The organism is Gordonia heveisoli (genome assembly GCF_030315745.1).
Lineage (GTDB): Bacteria > Actinomycetota > Actinomycetes > Mycobacteriales > Mycobacteriaceae > Gordonia.
The window spans coordinates 41,975-60,752 of record NZ_JASXSH010000016.1 but is presented as its reverse complement, the minus strand read 5'-3'; the positions used below and the strand labels follow the sequence as shown (position 1 = coordinate 60,752).

The following is an 18,778-nucleotide window of genomic DNA, read 5'->3' as shown; positions in this document are numbered from 1 at the left end:
GGTGATCGCGTGCACGCACTCGTCGTCGACGACGACCCGCGGGTCGCCGAGACCGTGCGTCGGGCACTGACCGCCGACGGTTGGGCGGTCACGTTGTCCGACAACGGGGTCGACGGGTTGTGGCGGGCCACGGAGGGTGAGTTCGACGTCATCGTCCTCGACATCATGTTGCCCCGGCTCAACGGCTATCGGGTGCTCGACGAGATGCGCTCCCGCGAGATCTGGACCCCGGTGCTGATGCTGACCGCCAAGGACGGCGAATACGATCAGGCGGAGGCCCTCGATTGTGGCGCCGACGACTACCTCGTCAAACCCTTCTCCGTGGTCGTGCTGATGGCGCGGCTGCGTGCACTGTTGCGACGCGGTGCGCCGGAGCGGCCTGCGCAGTTGGTCGCCGGTGGACTGGTCGTCGACCCGGCCAATCACACCGTCACCCGAGACGGCCGCCAGATCGAGCTGACCCCAAGGGAATTCGCAGTCCTTGAGTTTCTGATCCGTAACCACGACACGGTGGTCTCCAAGACTGAGATCCTGCATTCGGTGTGGGATCAGAACTTCGAGGGCGACCCCAACATCGTCGAGGTGTATGTCGGCTATCTGCGCAAGCGGATCGACGCACCGTTCGGGGTCCGGTCCATCGAGACCGTGCGTGGTGCGGGCTATCGCCTGCGCGCCATCTGAGTCGAACTCTCGGAGGCCGGGCGCCCCGCCGTGGATGTGTCGGTCGATTCATCGGACGGTGCGTCGGGCACGTCGAGGGTGATGACGAAGGTGGCACCGTGGGTGAATCCGGGCGACGGACCGACGACCTCGACCGTGCCACCGTGTGCGCGAACGATCTCGTGCACGATCGAGAGTCCCAGCCCGCAACCGTCGGCGGTACGACGATCGGGGCGGAGCCGGGTGAATCGCTCGAAGACGGCGGTTCGGGACGCGAGCGGGATTCCGGGGCCGTCGTCGGCGACGGAGATGCGGGCCAGCCCGCCTTCGGGGTCGACCGACATGTGCACACCGACCGTCGTCGAGGCGTGCGCGATGGCGTTCTCGGTGAGGTTGCGCAGGGCGCGGCCCAACTTCTCCGGGTCACCCGACACGCGGATCGGCATGATCGTCGCGGTGACCGTCGCCAGGCCGAGCGATCGGATCCGCCGGACCTCCGCGGTGACCAGATCGTCGAGATCCACGTCGCGGATCGTCAGACCGAGGCCGGACTCGTCGGCACGTGCGAGCAGTAGCAGGTCTTCGACCATCTTCTGCATCCGCTGCGCCTCGGGCAGCAGGATCGTGCGGACGGTGTCGAGGTCGATGGCCGAGTCCGTGCAGTCGGCGAGATCGAGCATCCCGACGATCGTGGTGAGCGGACTGCGCATCTCGTGGGAGGCGTCGCCGATGAACCGCAGCTGCGCATGCCGACCGCGGTCGAGGCGGTCGAGCATCTCGTTCATCGTCGTCGCCAGCCGGGTGATCTCGTCGTCGGTGGTGGGTACCGGGACCCGGCGGGAGAGATCCGACGAGGTGATCGCGTTGACCTGGGAGGTGATTCGCCCGACCGGGCGCATCGCGCGACCGGCGAAATAGTAGATGGCGATGGCCGCGAGGCCGATCAGGATCGGCAATTCGATGGCCAGGATGATGGCCGTATTGAGCAGCGACTGACGAAAGGGTTCGGCGGAGATGACGGCGATCACGCGATACTGCTGATCCCCGAACACCGCGGTGACGACGGTGCCGCAATAGGTGGTGTCGTCGCCGGGAACCATCGGCCCGGAGATCGAGGATGCCCCACCGCCCGCCGGGTTCGCGTCGGAGAGGGGGACGGCGGGCGCGTTGGGTGAGGCCGCGACGATCCGGCCGTGCGCGTCGACCACCTGAATCATGTCCGCGCCGCCACTGCCGGCGACGAGTTCGTTGGCCGGAATGGAGGCGACGCCGCCGCTGCGGATCATCTCGGCCAGCTCGTACGCGTGGTAGTTGGTCGCGTTGTACATGGTGCGGTTGTTGGTGCGATCGAGCATGACCAGCATCACCGCCGCGCCGATCGCCAGCGCCACCGTGAGCAGGACGGTACCCACGATCGTCGATCGCGCGCGCACACCCTGGTTGCGGCGGAACAGCTTTCGGAATCCCGCCGACCGCGACGCCGAAGCGCCGGACGATGATCCGCTCATGTGACTCCTCGCGTGGCATCACCGACCGAAGACGGTTGTGACACCCCTGGGGTCATCGTAAGCCGATCATCGAGGAGCCGAAAGAGCCTGGGCGAATGGCCGCTTCAGTGAACCTTCAGGTGTGTGGGCGCACTGTGGGCACATGACAGCGATTGCCTCCCACCAGAGCGTCAGACGGCAGCGTGCCCCCACGCGGGACGTACCCCGACGGGGTGTTGCCGAGGCGGACACCACCCGGTCGGTGGCCGACCACCTGGTCGACCTCCTCCGCGGGCTCGACATCCCGGTCATCTTCGGGGTCCACGGCGCAAACATCGAGCACATCTACGACGCCGCGGTCCGAGCGCCGGGGATGGCCCCGGTGGTGGCCAAACACGAATTCGCCGCCGGTGCCATGGCCGACGGCACCGCCCGGATCACCGGCGGATATGGTGCGGTGATCACCACGTCGGGTGGCGGTGCGATGAATGTGCTGCCGGCGCTGGCCGAGTCCTACGACAGCCGGGTCCCGGTGCTCGCGCTGATCGGGATGCCGCCGTGCGCGCTGACCGGTGCGGGTGCCTTCCAGGACATGCTCACGCCGCCGGACACCATCGATTTCCTCACCACCCTGTCGGGGGTGGTCGGGTCCTGCGAGATCATCCGTGACGCGCGCGAGGTCGATGCTGCGATGTGCAGGGCGGCAGCCACACTGGCTTCGGGATATCCGGCAGCACTGGCGATCCCGCGCGATGTCCAGGCGTCCGATGCGGTCATCGGCGCGGCTGCGCACGAGTGGATGACGACACCGGAACCCTTCCCGGACCGGGAGATCGGGGCGCTGGCCGCCGAACTCGCCCGACTGCGTGGAAGAGGGCGGACCATCTGTGTGTGGGTCGGCGAGGAGGCTTCCGTCGGACGTCTCGGCAACGAGATCGACCTACTGGCAGCCCAACTCGGTGCACAAACGGTGGCGTCCCCCGGTGGCCGGGATGCGGTCGGGGACGTCCGGTCCTGTGCCGGTGTGACCGGCGTGATGGGACATCCGTCGGCGCGGCGGGCGATTGCCGAGGCCGACGTGGTCCTGTCGATCGGGTGCCGGATGTCGGTGACCGACCGGTTCGGCCTCGACGACCTGCTCGCCGAGCGGCCGGTCGTCCATCTCGGCCGGGCGGCCCCGCGTCCACCCGAGGGCACCGGCGGGGAGGGGTCGTCGTCGATCGAATGCCCGGATCTGCCTGCCGCGCTGCACCGGTTGTCGGAGGCGTTGCGTGACTCCGGTCTGGAACCAGGGCGTCGACCGGCAGCCGTCCGCACCTCCTTGGCCGTACCGAGCCACGACACCGGTACCCGACTGTCGCTGCGTCGGGCGATCGAGATCGTCGGTGCGTCGATGCCGCCGGGATGTGCGGTCTTCGCCGACGCGGGCAACGCCGGCGCCGCCGCCACCCATCACTTGCCGTTCGGTCCTGGACGTTTCACCGTCGCGCTCGGGATGGGCGGGATGGGATACGCCATCGCCGCCGGGGTCGGATATGCCATCTCGGCCAGCGTCGCCCATCGGCGACAGCCACGACGCACCGTCGTGATCGCCGGCGACGGCGCATTCTTCATGCACGGCATGGAGATCCACACCGCGATCGAGTACTCCGCGCCGGTGACGCTGGTGATCCTGAACAACGATGCGCACGGTATGTGCATCACGCGGGAGAAGCAGTTCTTCCCTGGCACCCCGAGCCTGAACCGTTTCGGGCACACCGATTTCGCACCCGGCCTCGCGGCCATGTTCCCCGGCCTGGACGTTCGCACCAGTCACGATCCGCTGCTACTGCGGGCCGCGAGTGCGGATCTGCTGACCGCCGACGGCCCCAACTGTCTCGTCATCGACGTCGATCCCGACGAGATCCCCCCATTCGCACCGTTTCTCAACGAGAGGTGACCTGATGACCACCGTCTATCCCATGCTGAACGACCTCGGCGACGACGCGGCCACGCTACCCGGGCTGACCAGGATCGAGACCCACCCCAGACCGGTGGCGGAACCGATTGTCGCCGAACGGATCCGATCCGTCTATCCGCATGACGCGATCTACGGCGACTTCTGTCCGGTCCAGGGCTACGTCGACGCACCACCGCGTCCGTTGTACGAATGGCTGGCCGATACCCGCGCCCTGAGCGAGTGGACATACGGATTGCGCGATTTCACGACCACCGACGAACCCGGCCTGTGGCACGCGTACGACCGCCTCGGCGAGGACACCGAAATCTATGTTCGCACCGAATGCGATCCGCATGTGATGACCGTCGACTATCACTGTGCGTGGGATCAGGGCCAACACCTCTGGATGATCTATCTGATGCGGGTCGTCGACGCGCAGATCGTGTTGAACAAGCCGGGATCGGTGGTGCTGTGGAACAACTGCCGTCACCCGTTCTACGACGAGAACCCCTTTCCCGAACTCGCCCCACCCGCACGCGAGGAGTGGGTCGGCGACCACTGGGGGATGTTCAACATCGGCCACCAGATCGAACTCGACAACATCACCGCGATCGCCGAGTACCGGCACTCCCACGGCCTGCCCCTGACACCAGAATGGATGAGCCGATGATCGGCGTCGCACCTGTCGCACTACTCGACGTCGCCGGATATCTACCGGAAAAACGGGTCCCCGCATCATATTTCGCCGAGTTCGCGGAGGACGATCGGCTGAGCGGCAACCCGATGTTCGCCCCGCCCGCATTCCGTCACCATGCCGCCGAGGGAGAAACGTCGGCGGACATGATGCTCGCCGCGGCGCGCAGGTTGCAGAGCAGGCACGGCGACGACTTCCTCGACTCCGCCGACATCGTGCTCACGCACAGTCAATTGCCGGAGGTCCCGGTGCGCGGATGCGGTGGTGAACTCGCCCATCGCCTCGGTCTACGCCCGAATGTGGTGCTCGACGTCCACAACGGCGGGTGTGCGGCTTTCGTGTACATGATCGAGCTGGCTGCCGCGCTGATACACGGCGGAGCCGGTCGCCGGGCGATCATCGCACTGGCGCAGAACAGTGCGTCGCAGGTGTTCACCCAGAGTCGGGTTCGGGGCAAGCCGCAGGCCGCGATACCCGGAGATGGTGCGGCCATGGCCGTGGTGACCGCCGACATGTCCAGGGGTAGCCCCGTTCTGGGCTCACGCTGCCACTCCTACGGTCAGTACTCGGGCGACAGTGGTGGCCGCCGCCGAACCCGACCGCAAGTACTGGGAGGCGGGTTCGGGGCAGATCCACATCGGATTCACCGACGCCAAGATCATCAAGGTTCTCGCCCGTGGGAACCGGATGGTCCCGGAGACGGCGATCGAGGTGGCCGACGAGGTGGGGATTGCCCCACCCGATCTGGACTGGCTGATCACCAACCAGCCCAACCGGATCTTCCTGCGCAACTGGCGCGAAGCGCTGGAACTGCCCGCCGAACGTCATCCGGACACCTTCGACGAATGCGGAAACCTGTTCGGTGTCGGCATCCCGGTCACCCTGGACGCGGCGATCGAGGACTGGCGGATCGCCCCCGGCGATGTGGTGATGACCGCGGCCTTCGCCCACGCCGGAGATTTCGCGGGTGCGGCCGCGATCAGATGGATGGGCCGATGACGTTGCTGGTCCCGCCGCAAGCGGTCACCCCTTCCCGAACCCGCGATCGCCGGATCCGGTTGGATCTCAACGAATCCCCGTTCGGGCCGCTGCCCGCGGTCGAGGACGCACTGGCAAGCGACATCAGCCGGGTCAACCGCTACCCCGACTTCCTGCCGGATCGGCTGCGCGAGATGATCGCCGCACATCTCGGGTTGCCGGCGCACTGGCTGAGCATCGGGGCCGGTGCGACCGGCGTAGCCGGGATGATTCTGTCCGAGGCACGGCGGCGTGCGCGCGCCCGCGGCGTCGAGGTTCCAGAGCTGGCGACTGCGATCCCGACCTTCGACGGTTATCCGATCCTGGCCGGGATGCTGCGGATGGGAGTGGCTGAGGTCGCACTCACCCCCGCCGGGGGCGTCGATCTCGACGGGCTCGCACGGTCCGTCGGGCCGGATACCGCGGCGGTGGTCCTGTGTTCGCCGCACAATCCGACCGGGGCGGTGATCGCCGACGTCGAGCTGCGGGACTTCCTCGACGACGTGCCGCCGAGCGTGCCGGTGCTCTTCGACGAGGCGTACCGGGAGTTCTGCGACGATCCGATCGACGTGGTGGCACTGTTGCGCCGCCATCGGAATCTGATCGCGATACGCACATTCTCGAAGGCCTACGGCCTGGCGGCGTTGCGCGTGGGCTACGCGATCGCCGACCCGGTGATCGCGGCGGCACTGCGGACCTGGGAGATCCCGTTCGGGATCGCCCCCGCGGCCACCGCCGCGGTCCCGGTGGCTCTGGCCGCCCGCGCGGAATTGGATGAACGCGTCAAAGCGATTCGCGCCGAACGTGATCGATTGGCACGACGACTGACCGAGATCGGATCGCCGCCGCTGCCCGGGCAGGGCAACTTCGTGTTCCTACCCGGCGACGACGGCCTGCAGGTCGGGCGACTGCTGGCCAGCGTCGGGGTGATCGGCAAGCGATGCGGGAAGTACGGGCTGCGGCTCACCGTCGGCGACGCCGAGTCGACCGACACCCTCATCGACGCACTCCGACTGACGGCTTGGACGGCGTGACGGGCCGATTCGCGGCCCAGTAGGCTGTCCGCCATGCGGACGCGAGACAAGATCCTGATCACCGGTGCCAGCTCCGGACTGGGCGAGGGGATGGCCCGCCGGTTCGCCGCGCAGGGTCGTTCCCTGGCGCTGGCCGCGCGGCGCGTCGAACGTCTGGAGGAACTGGCCGCCGAACTGCGTCCGTCGGCTGCACAGGTCGCCCTCGCCGCACTCGACGTCACCGACACCGACGCCGTCCCGGTCGCCTTCGGCAGGCTCCGCGACGAGCTGGGCGGTCTCGACCGCGTCATCGTCAACGCGGGCCTGGGCAAGGGAGCCCCGCTGGGAACTGGTAAGGCACACGCCAACATCGAGACCATCCAAACCAACCTGATCGGTGCGCTCGCGCAGATCGAGGCCGCGCTGGAGATCTTCCGCGAGCAGAACTCCGGTCACCTGGTGCTGATCAGCTCGATGAGTTCGATCCGGGGGCTGCCGAAGGCACAGGCCGCGTATTCAGCGTCGAAGGCAGGTCTGTCGGCGCTCGGGGAAGGGTTGCAGACCGAGTTCGCGAAGTCACCGATCACCGTGTCGGTGATCCTGCCCGGCTACATCGAGACCGACATCAATCGTGGGGTGAAGACTTCGCTGATGGCCGGGACCGACGTCGGGGTGGACGCGATGGTCAAGGCGATCGAGGCGGAGAAGTCGTGGGCGCCGGTGCCCGCCTGGCCTTGGTTGCCGATCGCGGCGGCCTTACGTCACCTCCCGCCGGCGATCTCCCGGCGCCTCACCTAGCCCCCCGGCCGAAAGTAGGGGACGAGTTCGTCCCCTAGGTGTGGGTTGTTCGGCTAGTTGTAGTTGGGGGATGAACGTGAAAGTGGGGGAGGAATGTTCGTCCCCTAGTTTCGGGCGGGGTGGGTCCTGAAAGTAGGGGACGAGTTCGTCCCCTAGGTGTGGGTTGTTCGGCTAGTTGTAGTTGGGGGATGAACGCGAAAGTGGGGGAGGAATGTTCGTCCCCTAGTTTCGGGTGGGGTGGCGGTCGGGTCGGGGTGGGCTACGAGGTCGGGGGCGCTGGTGGAGTCGGCGCACGCCAGACGACCGGCGCCCGCTGATAGTCGAGCGCGTCGTCACCGGTGGTGTCGGCCCAGTAAATGACCTGCGGTAGATCCTGGCCGGTCTCGGCGATCGCCAGTAGGCAGGTCGCATACGACTCGCCGCGCCGCATCGTCGCCGGTGGGGTGGTGGCCGTACAGCCGGGCACCCCGACCGTCGGCGAGATGGTCAGGGCGGGTGCCCGGCCGTCGGCGGAACCCGCCAATCCGACCACGCCGGGACCCGGCGACGCATGGCTTGCCAGCGAGGTCACGGTCACGTAGACGAAATACGGTTCACCACCGTGGGTGACGGTGTCGGGGACATCGCGGGCCGGGGTGATCCCGGTGACGGTGAACTGGGCGAGCGCGCCGCCGGCGGTGAAGGCCTGGGCCGGAAGGGTTGCCGTCTCGCCGAAGTCGAGCGTCGTACCCGGGTCGGTGCGTGGATGCGCACCAGGGGCGACGGTCACCGACGCCGACATCGGTACCGGCGTCGGATCATGTCTGGCAGTGGTGCCGTCCGGATCGTCGGCGGATGAACATGCCCCGAGTGTGACGGCCAGTCCGGCGCATGCGGACAGGATGGCGGCCCGGCGGAACCAACGATCGCATCTCACCCTGCGTAAGGTAACCGATGTGACGACCAAGCAGGGGCAAGTGGTGGCCAACGGTGCGTTTCAGCTGTTCTCCGACCGGCGTGGCGCGGAGGTTGCCGACCTTCTCGACGACGTTTTCGGCCGGACCGACGTGGTGGCGCTCGGCTCGGACTGGCGCGGGATCGTGTATTTCACCCTCGCCGACGACGAGGAGTTCGCCGATGACGTCGTCTTCGGGTTCGACGCGTCCAGCGGCAGTTCGGGGGAATTGGCCACCTTCGACGAGGTGCTGGTCGCGGTCCGTAACGGAACCATCGCCGAAGCCGTCGACGTGGAGAGCTTCGACGCGTGGCGGGAGGCCACCGGGACCCGCGCCATCGACATGGGTTCCTGTGTGCCGCCGGCCACCTACGAGTTCCTCGGCGGTGACGCGGCGGAGCGCTCGGTGCAGACGCAGGATCTGCTGACGTTCATCGCGGTTGGGGCCGCGCTGATGGGACGGATGGCCGAACTGGGTGTGCAACCCGGCGATGCGGTTCCCGACGAGGTATTCGACGAAAGTCGCTGGGGCACTACATAATATCCTTAGATCGCCCGGCCGCGGTGCGTGCGGTACCAGCGGACCAGGTCGTCGGTGGATGAGTCGTCGGCGGCCGACGGTGCCGCGGCATCGGTGATGACGCCGAGCAGTTCCTTCGCCTGCGTCTTGCCGAGTTCGACACCCCACTGATCGAACGGATTGATACCCCAGATCATGCCTTCGACGAAGACCTGGTGTTCGTAGAGTGCGATGAGCTGGCCGAGTACCGACGGGGTCAGTTTGGGGGCGAGGATCGAGGTGGTCGGACGATTTCCGGGCATCACCTTGTGCGCCACCACATTCGGCGGCACGCCCTCGGCGGCGATCTCGTCGGCCGTCTTGCCGAAGGCGAGCACCTTGGTCTGCGCGAAGAAATTGCTCATCAGCAGATCCTGCATCGAACCCGACCCGTCCGCTCCGGTGGGCAGATCGTCGGTCGATTCGGCGAATCCGATGAAATCGGCCGGGATCATCCGCGTGCCCTGATGCAGCAACTGGTAGAAGGCGTGCTGTCCGTTGGTGCCCGGTTCGCCCCAGAACACCTCGCCGGTGTCGGTGGTGACGTGATGGCCGGATTGGGTGACGGACTTGCCGTTCGACTCCATCGTGAGCTGCTGGAGGTAAGCGGCGAAACGTCCCATGTCGTTGGCGTACGGAAGTACCGCGCGGGTGGCCGCATCCCAGAAGTTGGAGTACCAGAGACCGATCAGGCCGAGGATCACCGGCGCATTGCGCTCCAGTGGCTGGGTGCGGAAATGTTCGTCGACGATCCGGAATCCGTCGAGGAATTCGGCGAAGCGTTCCTTGCCGATCGCGGCCATCACCGACAACCCGATAGCCGAGTCGACGGAGTAGCGTCCCCCGACCCAGTCCCAGAATCCGAACATGTTGGTGGTGTCGATCCCGAAGGCCGAGACCTCGTCGGCGTTGGTGCTCACTGCCACAAAATGTTTCGCCACGGCTTCGGCGTCTGCGCCGAGCGCCCGCAACAGCCAGGTGCGGGCAGCGCTCGCATTCGTCAGGGTCTCCAGTGTGGTGAAGGTCTTGGACGCGATGATGAACAGTGTTGTCTCGGCATCGAGGTCGGCGAGGGTGGCGACCAGGTCGGCCGGGTCGACGTTGGACACGAAGTGACAGCGGATGCCGCCGTCGGCGTAGTGGCGCAGTGCCTCGTAGACCATGACCGGGCCGAGATCGGAACCGCCGATGCCGATGTTGACGACGTCGGTGATCGCTTTCCCGGTGTGGCCCTTCCATTCTCCGCTGCGCAACCGATCGGTGAAGGTGCCCATCGCGGTCAGCACGGCGTGTACGTCGGCGACCACATCCTGACCGTCGACGACGAGCGTCGCATCGGCCGGTAGCCGCAAGGCGGTGTGCAGTACGGCCCGGTTCTCCGTGGTGTTGATGTGCGCGCCGGCGAACATGTCGTCGCGGCGGTCCTCGAGTCCGACCTCGCGGGCCAGGCTGGCCAGCAACTCCAGGGTCTCGCGCAGCACCCGATGTTTGGAATAGTCGATGTGTAGGTCGCCGACGTCGACGGTCAGCTCATGCCCGCGGGCGGGGTCGACAGCAAAGACCTCGCGCAGATGCATCGCGTACACATGCGGCTGGTGCGCAGCCAGCGCCTGCCAGGATTGCGTGGCGGTGATGTCCTCGTGATCGCTCGCCGTGAACTCGCCGCCCGCCACATCGCTGCTCATGACTCACCACCCTATGTGCTGAGCCCGAACCGTGCGACGCTGTGATGTCCGATACGCCGGGTGCGGTGCTGTGGCCGGCGCTACCGGCCGAGCGGACCGCGTCCCAGCCGCAGCAGCAGCATCGCCAGGGTGTGGCCCTCTTGTCCGAGGTCGGCGAAACGTTCGAGGACCTTGACCTCGCGGCTGTGCACGAGCCGGGTGCCGCCCGACGCCATCCGCGCGGCGCCGATCTTCTTCGACACCGCCGACCGTCGCTTGACCGCGCCGAGGATGATCGCGTCCAGGCGATCGATCTCGCGACGCAGTTCATCGATGTCGTCGGGCAGCGCGTCGACCTGGGAGGACAGCTGGTAGTGCGCCAAGTCGATCGTCTGATCGAAGGGCGCGGGGGCTGACTTTTGGGGCTCGTCGTCGTCGCCGCGGCTGGTTGGGCTGTCGTCGGTCACGGTGCTGATCTTGCCACGCCCGGCTGACGTGACCGGATGTACCCGGCTCGTGTGCGCCCGGGGAGGATGGACTCATGCTCAAGAGTCGGAGGGTGTCGGCGATCGCGCTGATGCTGATGGTTGGGGCGCTGGCGATGCGTGGCTGGCTGGTGGTCACCGGCAGCTTCTACTGGGACGATCTCATTCTCATCGGCCGGTCGTCGGAGTTCGGGCTGTTGTCGTGGGACTTCCTCGGGCACAGTCATGACGGCCACTTCATGCCTGCCGCCTTCCTCGCCGCCGGAGTGACAACGATCCTCGCTCCGCTGAACTGGGCGCTACCAGCGGCGACGTTGATCGCCGGGCAGGTGGTCGCGTCGCTGGCGGTGTGGCGGATGATCCGTATTCTGGCGCCCCGCGCGGAGGCGGGTGCGTTGCTCGTCTTCGCCTTCTACCTGTTCAACCCGATGACGATGCCGGCATTCGTGTGGTGGTCGTCGGGGCTGAACACGCTGCCGATGCAGGCCGCGATGGCCTGGATCGTCGGCGATGCGGTCCTGGCCTGTCGCACCCGGGATCCTCGACGCCTGCGCGTGATCGCGGTCCGGTCGGCGATCATCTTCCTGATCGCGTTGACCTTCTTCGAGAAGTCGCTCTACATCGCGCCGGTGGCGTTGGCGGCGGCGACGCTCGCGGTGCGTTTCAGCAGCGGATCCGACGCCCCGGACGGGGTACCGGTGCGGGTGCGCCATCGGATCAGTCCGCTGGCCACCGCGGTGGTGTCGGCCCGGCCACTGTGGGCCGCGCTCGCCGTGCTCGCCGCGATCTGGGCGGTGCTTTTCCTGTCGGTATCCGGTGCGACAGCCGGCATCCACTCCGCGTCGCAGACCGCGCAGCTGATGTGGCGGTCGGTCAACGACGCCGTCGTCCCGTCGGTGGTCGGTGGTCCGTGGCAGTGGGACCGCTGGAATCCGAGTCCGCCGATGGGTATCGCACCGACGTGGATGGTGATCGCAGGCTGGCTCGTCGTCGCCGGTGCGGCCGCCTGGGCGGTGATCCGACGCCAGGGAGCCGGGTGGGTGATCGGGCTGCTGGGGGCGTATGTGGTGCTGGCGCAGGTGCCGGTGATGTGGAACCGCTCCAGCGGCAATACCGCCCTGGAACTGGCGCAGACCATGCGCTATCTGCCCGATACGGCGCTGGTGGTGACGATCGCGATCGCACTGGTGCTGGCCGCGCCGGGACGGACCGGGGCTGGTGACGGGTCCCCGACCGGGCGCACCGACGCCGCGTTCGGGGCCGCTGACGACACCGATCCTCCGACGGATGTGCGGCAGGCCGCGCGGACGCGCCCGGTTGTGGTGGGTGTGGTTGTGGTGGGTGCCCTGATCGTGTCGTCGACGGTGTCGTTGAGCGCCTTCGGGCGGGCATGGCGAGACAACCCCACCGGCGATTATCTCGATACCGCGACCGCTGCGCTCGCCGAGGACACCAGCCACGCGATGTTCGATCAGGCTCTGCCACTGGAGGTGTTGCTACCCATCGCCTATCCGTACAACCAGATCAGCCGGACCTTCGGCCGGGTGCGTGCGCGGCCCGACTTCGGTGTGGTCACAGATCAACTGCGGGTACTGGACACCGCGGGGCGGCTGGTTCCCGGGGCGGTGACCGCGGCACGCACCATCGCGGCGGGTTCGGGAGCATGTAATCGGCCCGAACTGACCGGTCCCGCACGGCTTTCGCTGGATGGGCCGCTGATCCGGTGGCCGTGGACGATCGCGCTCAGCTATTGCGCCGACCGGGATGGCCGAATGCGGATGTGGTTCGACGGCGGTGCCGCGCTCAGCGTCCCGGTCCGGGCGGGACTCCATATGGTCTACGTCCAGCTCGGTGGCCAGGGGCGCCACCTCAACCTGGCCCCGATCACTCCCGGACTCGCGATGCACACCGGTCAGGGTCGGGTCGGCGAAGTGGTGCAGGCTGGTCTGTTCGGCAACTGAAACGGACCGCTGGCGAATGGATCAGCTCGCCGAGGGCGGCTGGTAGCCGACCAGGACCGGTGACTTGTCCTCTTCGGTCGAGGGGTAGACATCGCGCACCATGGCCTGCAGCGCGGTGGCGGTGTCACGTTCGGCGGCGAAGTAGATCACCTTGGTTCCGTTCGCCGCCTTGACCTGTTCGCCGAGTTGGCGTTTGAGGGTGTCGGTGCCCGGCCAGTTGGGGTCGAAGCGGCCACCGGTGACATGCGAGGCGTAGCCGTTGGCGAAGGTGATGGTGAGCGATCCACGTGGGCTGACGCCGTCGAAGAGGTAGCCGCCCTTGTCGATGGCGATGAAGCTGGGCAGGACATTCACGTTGATCGACCCGTACAGCGCGGCGTCGAGTTTCTTGTAACCGGTGCGGACGAACTCGTTGCGCGAATTGGTCCGTTCCTCGGTTTCGGTGAGGTACTTGCGCAGTTCCTCGGCGGACTGGTCGAGGAAACCGAGATAGGTGTTGGTCGGCATGATGCGGACCGTGCCTGCGCCGGGAACGCTGACGACACATCGGTTGCGTGCGACAGTGCCGAAGTCGGCACGCAGGACGAGGTTGCAGGTTCCGGGGATCGGACGGCCGTTGAGGGTGTAGGTGGCGGTGAGACCGAAGTTGAAATGTCCCGCCGTCGACGAGCCGGTGGCGGTCTGTGCGCCGTTGGCGGTCACGTTCCACGTGCAGCGCAGCCCGTCGCAGCCTGCCGCGTTCAGACGCACCGCGCTGTTCACGCCGCCGCTGGGGACGAGTCCGGGAGCGGGAACGCTGACGAGGTCGTTGAGGATCGCCTCCTGGTTGGCGAAGAGGGTCTTCGCCTGTTCCGACTTGAGGAGCGTGACGTCGGTGTCGAGCGTGATCGTGTAGGAGAACCACTTGTACTTGTTCTTGATGTGGGTGACGTCCTTGGTCTCCGGGTTGAAGGTGACCTCGGCGTCGCCGACGCGGACGACGTTGTCGCCGACGAAGGTGACCGGGGGATCGGACGTCGGCCAGAATCGGGCGTCGGGAAGACCCTTGTTGGGGGCGGGCAACTCCAGCGACGCGGGCAACTCGGGCTGCTGGTCGGCGGGCAGGGAGCGTTCGGTGTTCAGGACGTTGCCCGCGACATTGTTCGACGACAGCTGCACCCCGATCGACGGCAACGAGGTATAGGTCGGGCTGGCCCACTTGTTGTTGAGGGGGGTGGTGTCCAGGGAGTTCCTCTGGTTATCGCTGAGCAGCGAATTCCACAGTGCGACCGGCGCGCTGAGATATTCGACGTTGCCAAGCTGCCGGTACTCACCTTGCTGTCCGGCGATCCGGACGGTGCCCTGCACGCTGTTGGAGGCGGTCGCGGTCAGATCGGTGAACTCGACGGCGCCGCTCGTCCCCTGACCGGTCTGGTAATCGAATTTGCCGGTGTACTTCACCGCGGGGGCGTTCAAGAGCTTGAACATCACCTCGTCGAGGCTCGCCTGGGCGCGGAAGGCGGCCGTCGGTTCGGCCGCCCCGGACTTGCCCATCGGGATCAGGGCCACGATCACCGCGACCACCGCGGCGACGACCCCGACCGCCAGGACGATCGCGGCCGGAACCTTGGACTTGCTCTTCATCGACGGTCCTCCATCTGGACAAACACCGGGTGCAAGGAAATGCCGGATCTGCGAAGCACATCCTAACCGGCAGACCCGACGATTCGAGAGCATCGTCTCGTCGCCGTGCCCGAGTCCGAGGTCGGGGATGGCTCGCTACAGCGATGTCGGGGTCGCCGGGTAGCCTGAAATACCGATGACAAGCACTGATTCTGCCTCTCCCGCCACCCGCCGCCCGGCCGCCGCCACAACCTCCGACGACGCAGTCGGACGTTTGATTGACGGGCTCAATCCGCAGCAGCGGGCCGCGGTGCTGCACAGCGGTGTGCCGCTGCTGATCGTCGCGGGCGCCGGGTCGGGTAAGACTGCGGTGCTCACCCGCCGGATCGCGTACCTGCTCGCGGCGCGTGACGTGACGCCGGGGCAGGTGCTGGCCATCACCTTCACCAACAAGGCGGCCGCCGAGATGCGTGAGCGGGTCATCGACCTGGTCGGACCGCGAGCGGCCTACATGTGGGTCTCCACCTTCCACTCGACGTGCGTGCGCATCCTGCGGGCACAGTCGGCGCTGTTGGGGGATATGAACTCGAACTTCTCCATCTACGACTCCGACGATTCCAAACGTCTGCTGGGGATGGTCATCCGCGATCTCGACCTGGATCCGAAGAAATTCGCGCCGCGCGGTGTCGCGGTGGCGATCTCGAATTTCAAGAACGAACTCGTCGGACCCGACGAGGCGAAGGCCGCCGCCGCCGAGGACGAGCCGTCGGCGCAGACGATCGCGTCCATCTACGCCGAGTATCAGCGACGCCTTCGGACCGCGAACGCCTTCGACTTCGACGATCTGATCGGGGAGACGGTCGCACTGCTGCAGCGTCATCCCGAGGTCGCCGAGTACTACCGGCGCCGGTTCCGGCATGTACTGGTCGACGAGTATCAGGACACCAACCACGCCCAGTACGTGCTGATTCGGGAATTGGTGGGCGAGCGTCCCACCGCCTCGGGGCTGGAACCGTCCGAACTGTGTGTGGTGGGTGACGCCGACCAGTCGATCTACGCCTTCCGCGGCGCAACCATTCGCAACATCGAGGAGTTCGAACGCGACTTCCCGAATGCGGAAACGATTCTGCTGGAACAGAATTACCGATCGACCCAGACGATTCTGTCGGCCGCCAACGCGGTGATCGCACGCAACTCCGGTCGCCGCGAGAAGCGCCTGTGGACCGACTCCGGCGATGGTGAGCTGATCGTCGGGTACGTGGCGGACTCGGACCGCGACGAGGCGCAGTTCATCGCCAAGGAGATCGAGTCGCTCACCGATTACTCCATCGGTGGTTCCAGTAGTCACAGTTACGCCGACGTCGCGGTCTTCTACCGCACCAATACCGGATCCCGGGCGCTCGAAGAGGTTTTCGTTCGCCACGGCATCCCCTACAAGGTGGTCGGTGGGACACGCTTCTACGAGCGCAAAGAGGTTCGCGACATCGTCGCCTACCTGCGGGTCGTGGCCAACCCGGACGATTCGGTCAGCCTGCGACGCATCCTGAACACGCCGCGACGCGGCATCGGTGACCGCGCCGAGGCGTGTGTCGCGGTCCACGCCGAGAACACCGGTCGCAGCTTCTACGAGGCGCTGATCGACGCGGCCGACGGGAAGGTGGCGCTGCTCAACACCCGTGCGGTCAAACAGATCGGCGGGTTCGTCGACCTCATCGAGGGGCTGCGCACCGACTACCTGGCCGCCTTCTCCGAAGCCGAGCCCGGTGACGAATCGGTGGCCTTCATCGATGCGGCCACCGAGGGAGCCGACATCGGCGAACTGGTCGACGCCATCGTCGAACGCACCGGGTATCGATCCGAACTGGAGGCGTCGAACGACCCGCAGGATGGTGCGCGGCTGGACAACATCAACGAACTCGTCGCGGTGGCAAGGGAATTCAGTGCCGATGCAGCGGCTGCGGCGGAGGCTGAACCCGACGCGGATGAGGCTGCGGAACTCGGCCGTGACACCGAGGGCGAACCCGAACCGGGATCCCTTGCCGCCTTCCTGGAGCGGGTGTCGTTGGTGGCGGATGCGGACCAGGTGCCCGACGAGGGTGACGGCGTGGTCACCATGATGACCCTGCACACCGCCAAGGGTCTGGAGTTCCCGGTCGTCTTCGTCACCGGCTGGGAGGACGGGCATTTCCCGCATCTGCGCGCGCTGGGCGATCCGGCCGAGCTGAGCGAGGAACGCCGCCTCGCCTACGTCGGCATCACCCGGGCCAAGCAGCGCCTGTACCTGACCCGCGCGGTGATGCGTGCCTCCTGGGGCCAGCCGGTGTCGAATCCGGAATCGCGCTTCCTACAAGAGATCCCGCAGCACCTACTCGAGTGGCGGCGGACCGAGCCGCGCCGATCCGCGAGTGGCTTCGGAGGGTCGGGCGGGGGTGTCTTCGGACGCGACGGAGGATTCTCCGGTGGCAGTCGAGGTCGGTCTTCGTATTCACCGGATCCGGTGCGCAGCCGCAACAAGTACGTCAGCTACGACGTCGGGGATCGGCACAACCACCCCAAGTACGGGATGGGCAAGGTGGTCGCCAAGGAGGGAAGCGGTGCCACCGAGCGGATCACCATCGACTACGGCGGCAACGCCGGACGTGTCACGCTGCTGACGGCCGGTGGGATCCCCGGCGACAAGCTGTGAGCTGGTCGGGGGGCGTCGATACGCGCGGTCGTTCCTCGCGGGCCACTCGGCCGGCTATGTGGGGTCGTTCCTCGCGGGCGGTTCAGCCGGAGTAATTGGGCAGGCGGATGCCCTTGGAAGCGAGCCAGGGGGCCGGATCGATCTTGGTGTGACCGTTCTTCCACACCTCGAAATGCAGGTGCGGTCCGGTGGAGAAGCCTTCGCTGCCGACAAGTGCGATCACATCGCCGGCGGTGACGTGTTGTCCGGCGCGGACCAGGACACCCGACGAGGACATGTGGCCGTACATGGTCACGGTGCCGTCTGCGGCCTGGATCTGCACCCAGTGGCCGTAACCCGACGCCGGTTCGGCGGCGATGACGACGCCGTCGGTGGCCGCGTGGATCGGGGTGCCCAGCGGGCAGGCCAGATCGATGCCGCCGTGCAGGGAGCCCCAACGGTTGGCATATGTCGAGGTGAACGAGCATCCCCCGGCGCCGAAGTTGATCGGCGACATGAACAACGGTCGGCGGGCGGCCGCTTCCGCGCGGTCCGCGGCGTCATGCAGCGCGGCGCCGACCTTCAGCTGCGCGCTGTAGACATCCATATCCGGCGTGGTGGCCGAGCTGGCGACGCCCGGACCAAGATCGACGGTGGCGCCGGTGTCGGTGACCGTGGCGGCGTTGACCGGGCCGTTGGCGGTGTCACCGGTGCTGTTGCCGGTGGTGATGGCGGCGACGGTGGCCCCGGCCGCCATCGCGAAGAGCGCTGCGCGTCCACCACGCAGAGCGGTGGGCGGGGCGCTGATGCGGTGCTTGCCGCCGCGCTTGGCGCGCTGACCGTCAGGGTTGGAGCGGAAGGGGAGTTCGTCGGACTCGACGCTGCCCCGTTCGTGCTCGTCGAAGCTGTCCAGACGTGCACCGTCGACCTCGAAGGGCTCGTCGTGCAGAAATTCATCGAACTCGTGTTCCGGGATCAGGATGTCTTGGGTGATCTCGGCGTGGCTGGGTCGGTAGTAACCGTCCCAGGTCGAGGGAGTCCAGGTGTGGGTGTCGATGTCGGTGTCGTCGACCGGGATGATCGTGGTCATCTCTTCGGCGGCGAGATCGTCGCGGATCAGTGTGTTTCCCGAGCGAACCGGGTAGCCACCCGATCGCGGGCTGGCCGATCCGCGTGGCGCACCAGATCCCGCCAAATCGTCCACCTCATCTCTTCCCCTGCGAAGGACCTCCGGAGTGTGCTCCGTGATCCTTTCGTGATCATCGACCTGCTTGCCGACGGTAACGAAATGATTGCGACA

General features: G+C 66.9%; 14 protein-coding genes and 1 pseudogene. 9 read left to right on the top strand and 6 right to left on the bottom strand.

Translation table 11 applies throughout. The features are described from left to right. Window positions 1-9 precede the first annotated feature (9 nt). Entirely contained in the window at window positions 10-681 is a 672-nt protein-coding gene (locus tag QSJ18_RS14640; protein ID WP_286327286.1) for a response regulator transcription factor, read from the top strand. On the opposite strand, the gene QSJ18_RS14635 is transcribed toward QSJ18_RS14640, so the two are convergent. Next, window positions 660-2,168 (bottom strand): sensor histidine kinase, encoded by a 1,509-nt coding sequence (locus QSJ18_RS14635; protein WP_286327285.1) that lies wholly within the window; start codon window positions 2,166-2,168, stop codon window positions 660-662. The genes QSJ18_RS14640 and QSJ18_RS14635 overlap by 22 nt on opposite strands. Window positions 2,169-2,310: 142 nt before the next feature. Here QSJ18_RS14635 and QSJ18_RS14630 point away from each other — a divergent pair, with 142 nt between their 5' ends. The 5 genes and pseudogenes from QSJ18_RS14630 (at window position 2,311) to QSJ18_RS14610 (ending at window position 7,608) form a co-directional block, all read left to right on the top strand. Next, window positions 2,311-4,086 carry a thiamine pyrophosphate-binding protein gene (locus QSJ18_RS14630; RefSeq protein WP_286327284.1) on the top strand — a complete coding sequence of 592 codons (1,776 nt, stop codon included), beginning with the start codon at window positions 2,311-2,313 and terminating at the stop codon, window positions 4,084-4,086. Between the two features lie 4 nt (window positions 4,087-4,090). Next, window positions 4,091-4,756 (top strand): SRPBCC family protein, encoded by a 666-nt coding sequence (locus QSJ18_RS14625; RefSeq protein ID WP_286327283.1) that lies wholly within the window; start codon window positions 4,091-4,093, stop codon window positions 4,754-4,756. Then, window positions 4,753-5,779: pseudogene (locus QSJ18_RS14620) on the top strand (3-oxoacyl-ACP synthase III family protein). The gene QSJ18_RS14625 and the pseudogene QSJ18_RS14620 overlap by 4 nt, the downstream one beginning before the upstream one ends. Next, entirely contained in the window at window positions 5,776-6,831 is a 1,056-nt protein-coding gene (locus tag QSJ18_RS14615) for a pyridoxal phosphate-dependent aminotransferase (RefSeq protein WP_286327282.1), read from the top strand. The pseudogene QSJ18_RS14620 and the gene QSJ18_RS14615 overlap by 4 nt, the downstream one beginning before the upstream one ends. A gap of 33 nt (window positions 6,832-6,864) precedes the next feature. After that, window positions 6,865-7,608 (top strand): SDR family oxidoreductase, encoded by a 744-nt coding sequence (locus tag QSJ18_RS14610; RefSeq protein WP_286327281.1) that lies wholly within the window; start codon window positions 6,865-6,867, stop codon window positions 7,606-7,608. 259 nt (window positions 7,609-7,867) lie between these two features. On the opposite strand, the gene QSJ18_RS14605 is transcribed toward QSJ18_RS14610, so the two are convergent. After that, window positions 7,868-8,524: a hypothetical protein gene (locus QSJ18_RS14605; RefSeq protein ID WP_286327280.1), complete on the bottom strand. Its 657-nt coding sequence runs from the start codon at window positions 8,522-8,524 to the stop codon at window positions 7,868-7,870. A gap of 19 nt (window positions 8,525-8,543) precedes the next feature. Here QSJ18_RS14605 and QSJ18_RS14600 point away from each other — a divergent pair, with 19 nt between their 5' ends. Further along, window positions 8,544-9,083, top strand: coding sequence for a hypothetical protein (locus QSJ18_RS14600; protein WP_286327279.1), 540 nt, complete (start codon window positions 8,544-8,546; stop codon window positions 9,081-9,083). A gap of 5 nt (window positions 9,084-9,088) precedes the next feature. Here the strand turns inward: QSJ18_RS14600 and pgi are convergent, their stop codons facing one another. After that, window positions 9,089-10,786 (bottom strand): glucose-6-phosphate isomerase, encoded by a 1,698-nt coding sequence (pgi, locus tag QSJ18_RS14595; RefSeq protein WP_286327278.1) that lies wholly within the window; start codon window positions 10,784-10,786, stop codon window positions 9,089-9,091. An 80-nt stretch (window positions 10,787-10,866) separates the two neighbouring features. Then, window positions 10,867-11,232 carry a chorismate mutase gene (locus tag QSJ18_RS14590; RefSeq protein ID WP_286327277.1) on the bottom strand — a complete coding sequence of 122 codons (366 nt, stop codon included), beginning with the start codon at window positions 11,230-11,232 and terminating at the stop codon, window positions 10,867-10,869. Between the two features lie 74 nt (window positions 11,233-11,306). Between QSJ18_RS14590 and QSJ18_RS14585 the strand changes: the two genes are divergently transcribed. After that, window positions 11,307-13,211 carry a hypothetical protein gene (locus tag QSJ18_RS14585; RefSeq protein ID WP_286327275.1) on the top strand — a complete coding sequence of 635 codons (1,905 nt, stop codon included), beginning with the start codon at window positions 11,307-11,309 and terminating at the stop codon, window positions 13,209-13,211. Between the two features lie 21 nt (window positions 13,212-13,232). Here QSJ18_RS14585 and QSJ18_RS14580 read toward each other — a convergent pair whose 3' ends face one another. Next, window positions 13,233-14,834 (bottom strand): hypothetical protein, encoded by a 1,602-nt coding sequence (locus tag QSJ18_RS14580; protein WP_286327271.1) that lies wholly within the window; start codon window positions 14,832-14,834, stop codon window positions 13,233-13,235. Window positions 14,835-15,009: 175 nt separating this feature from the next. Between QSJ18_RS14580 and QSJ18_RS14575 the strand changes: the two genes are divergently transcribed. Then, window positions 15,010-17,499 carry a UvrD-helicase domain-containing protein gene (locus tag QSJ18_RS14575; RefSeq protein ID WP_286327269.1) on the top strand — a complete coding sequence of 830 codons (2,490 nt, stop codon included), beginning with the start codon at window positions 15,010-15,012 and terminating at the stop codon, window positions 17,497-17,499. Between the two features lie 82 nt (window positions 17,500-17,581). Here the strand turns inward: QSJ18_RS14575 and QSJ18_RS14570 are convergent, their stop codons facing one another. After that, complete coding sequence (locus tag QSJ18_RS14570; RefSeq protein ID WP_286327268.1) at window positions 17,582-18,682, bottom strand: M23 family metallopeptidase; 1,101 nt, start codon at window positions 18,680-18,682, stop codon at window positions 17,582-17,584. Window positions 18,683-18,778 lie beyond the last annotated feature (96 nt).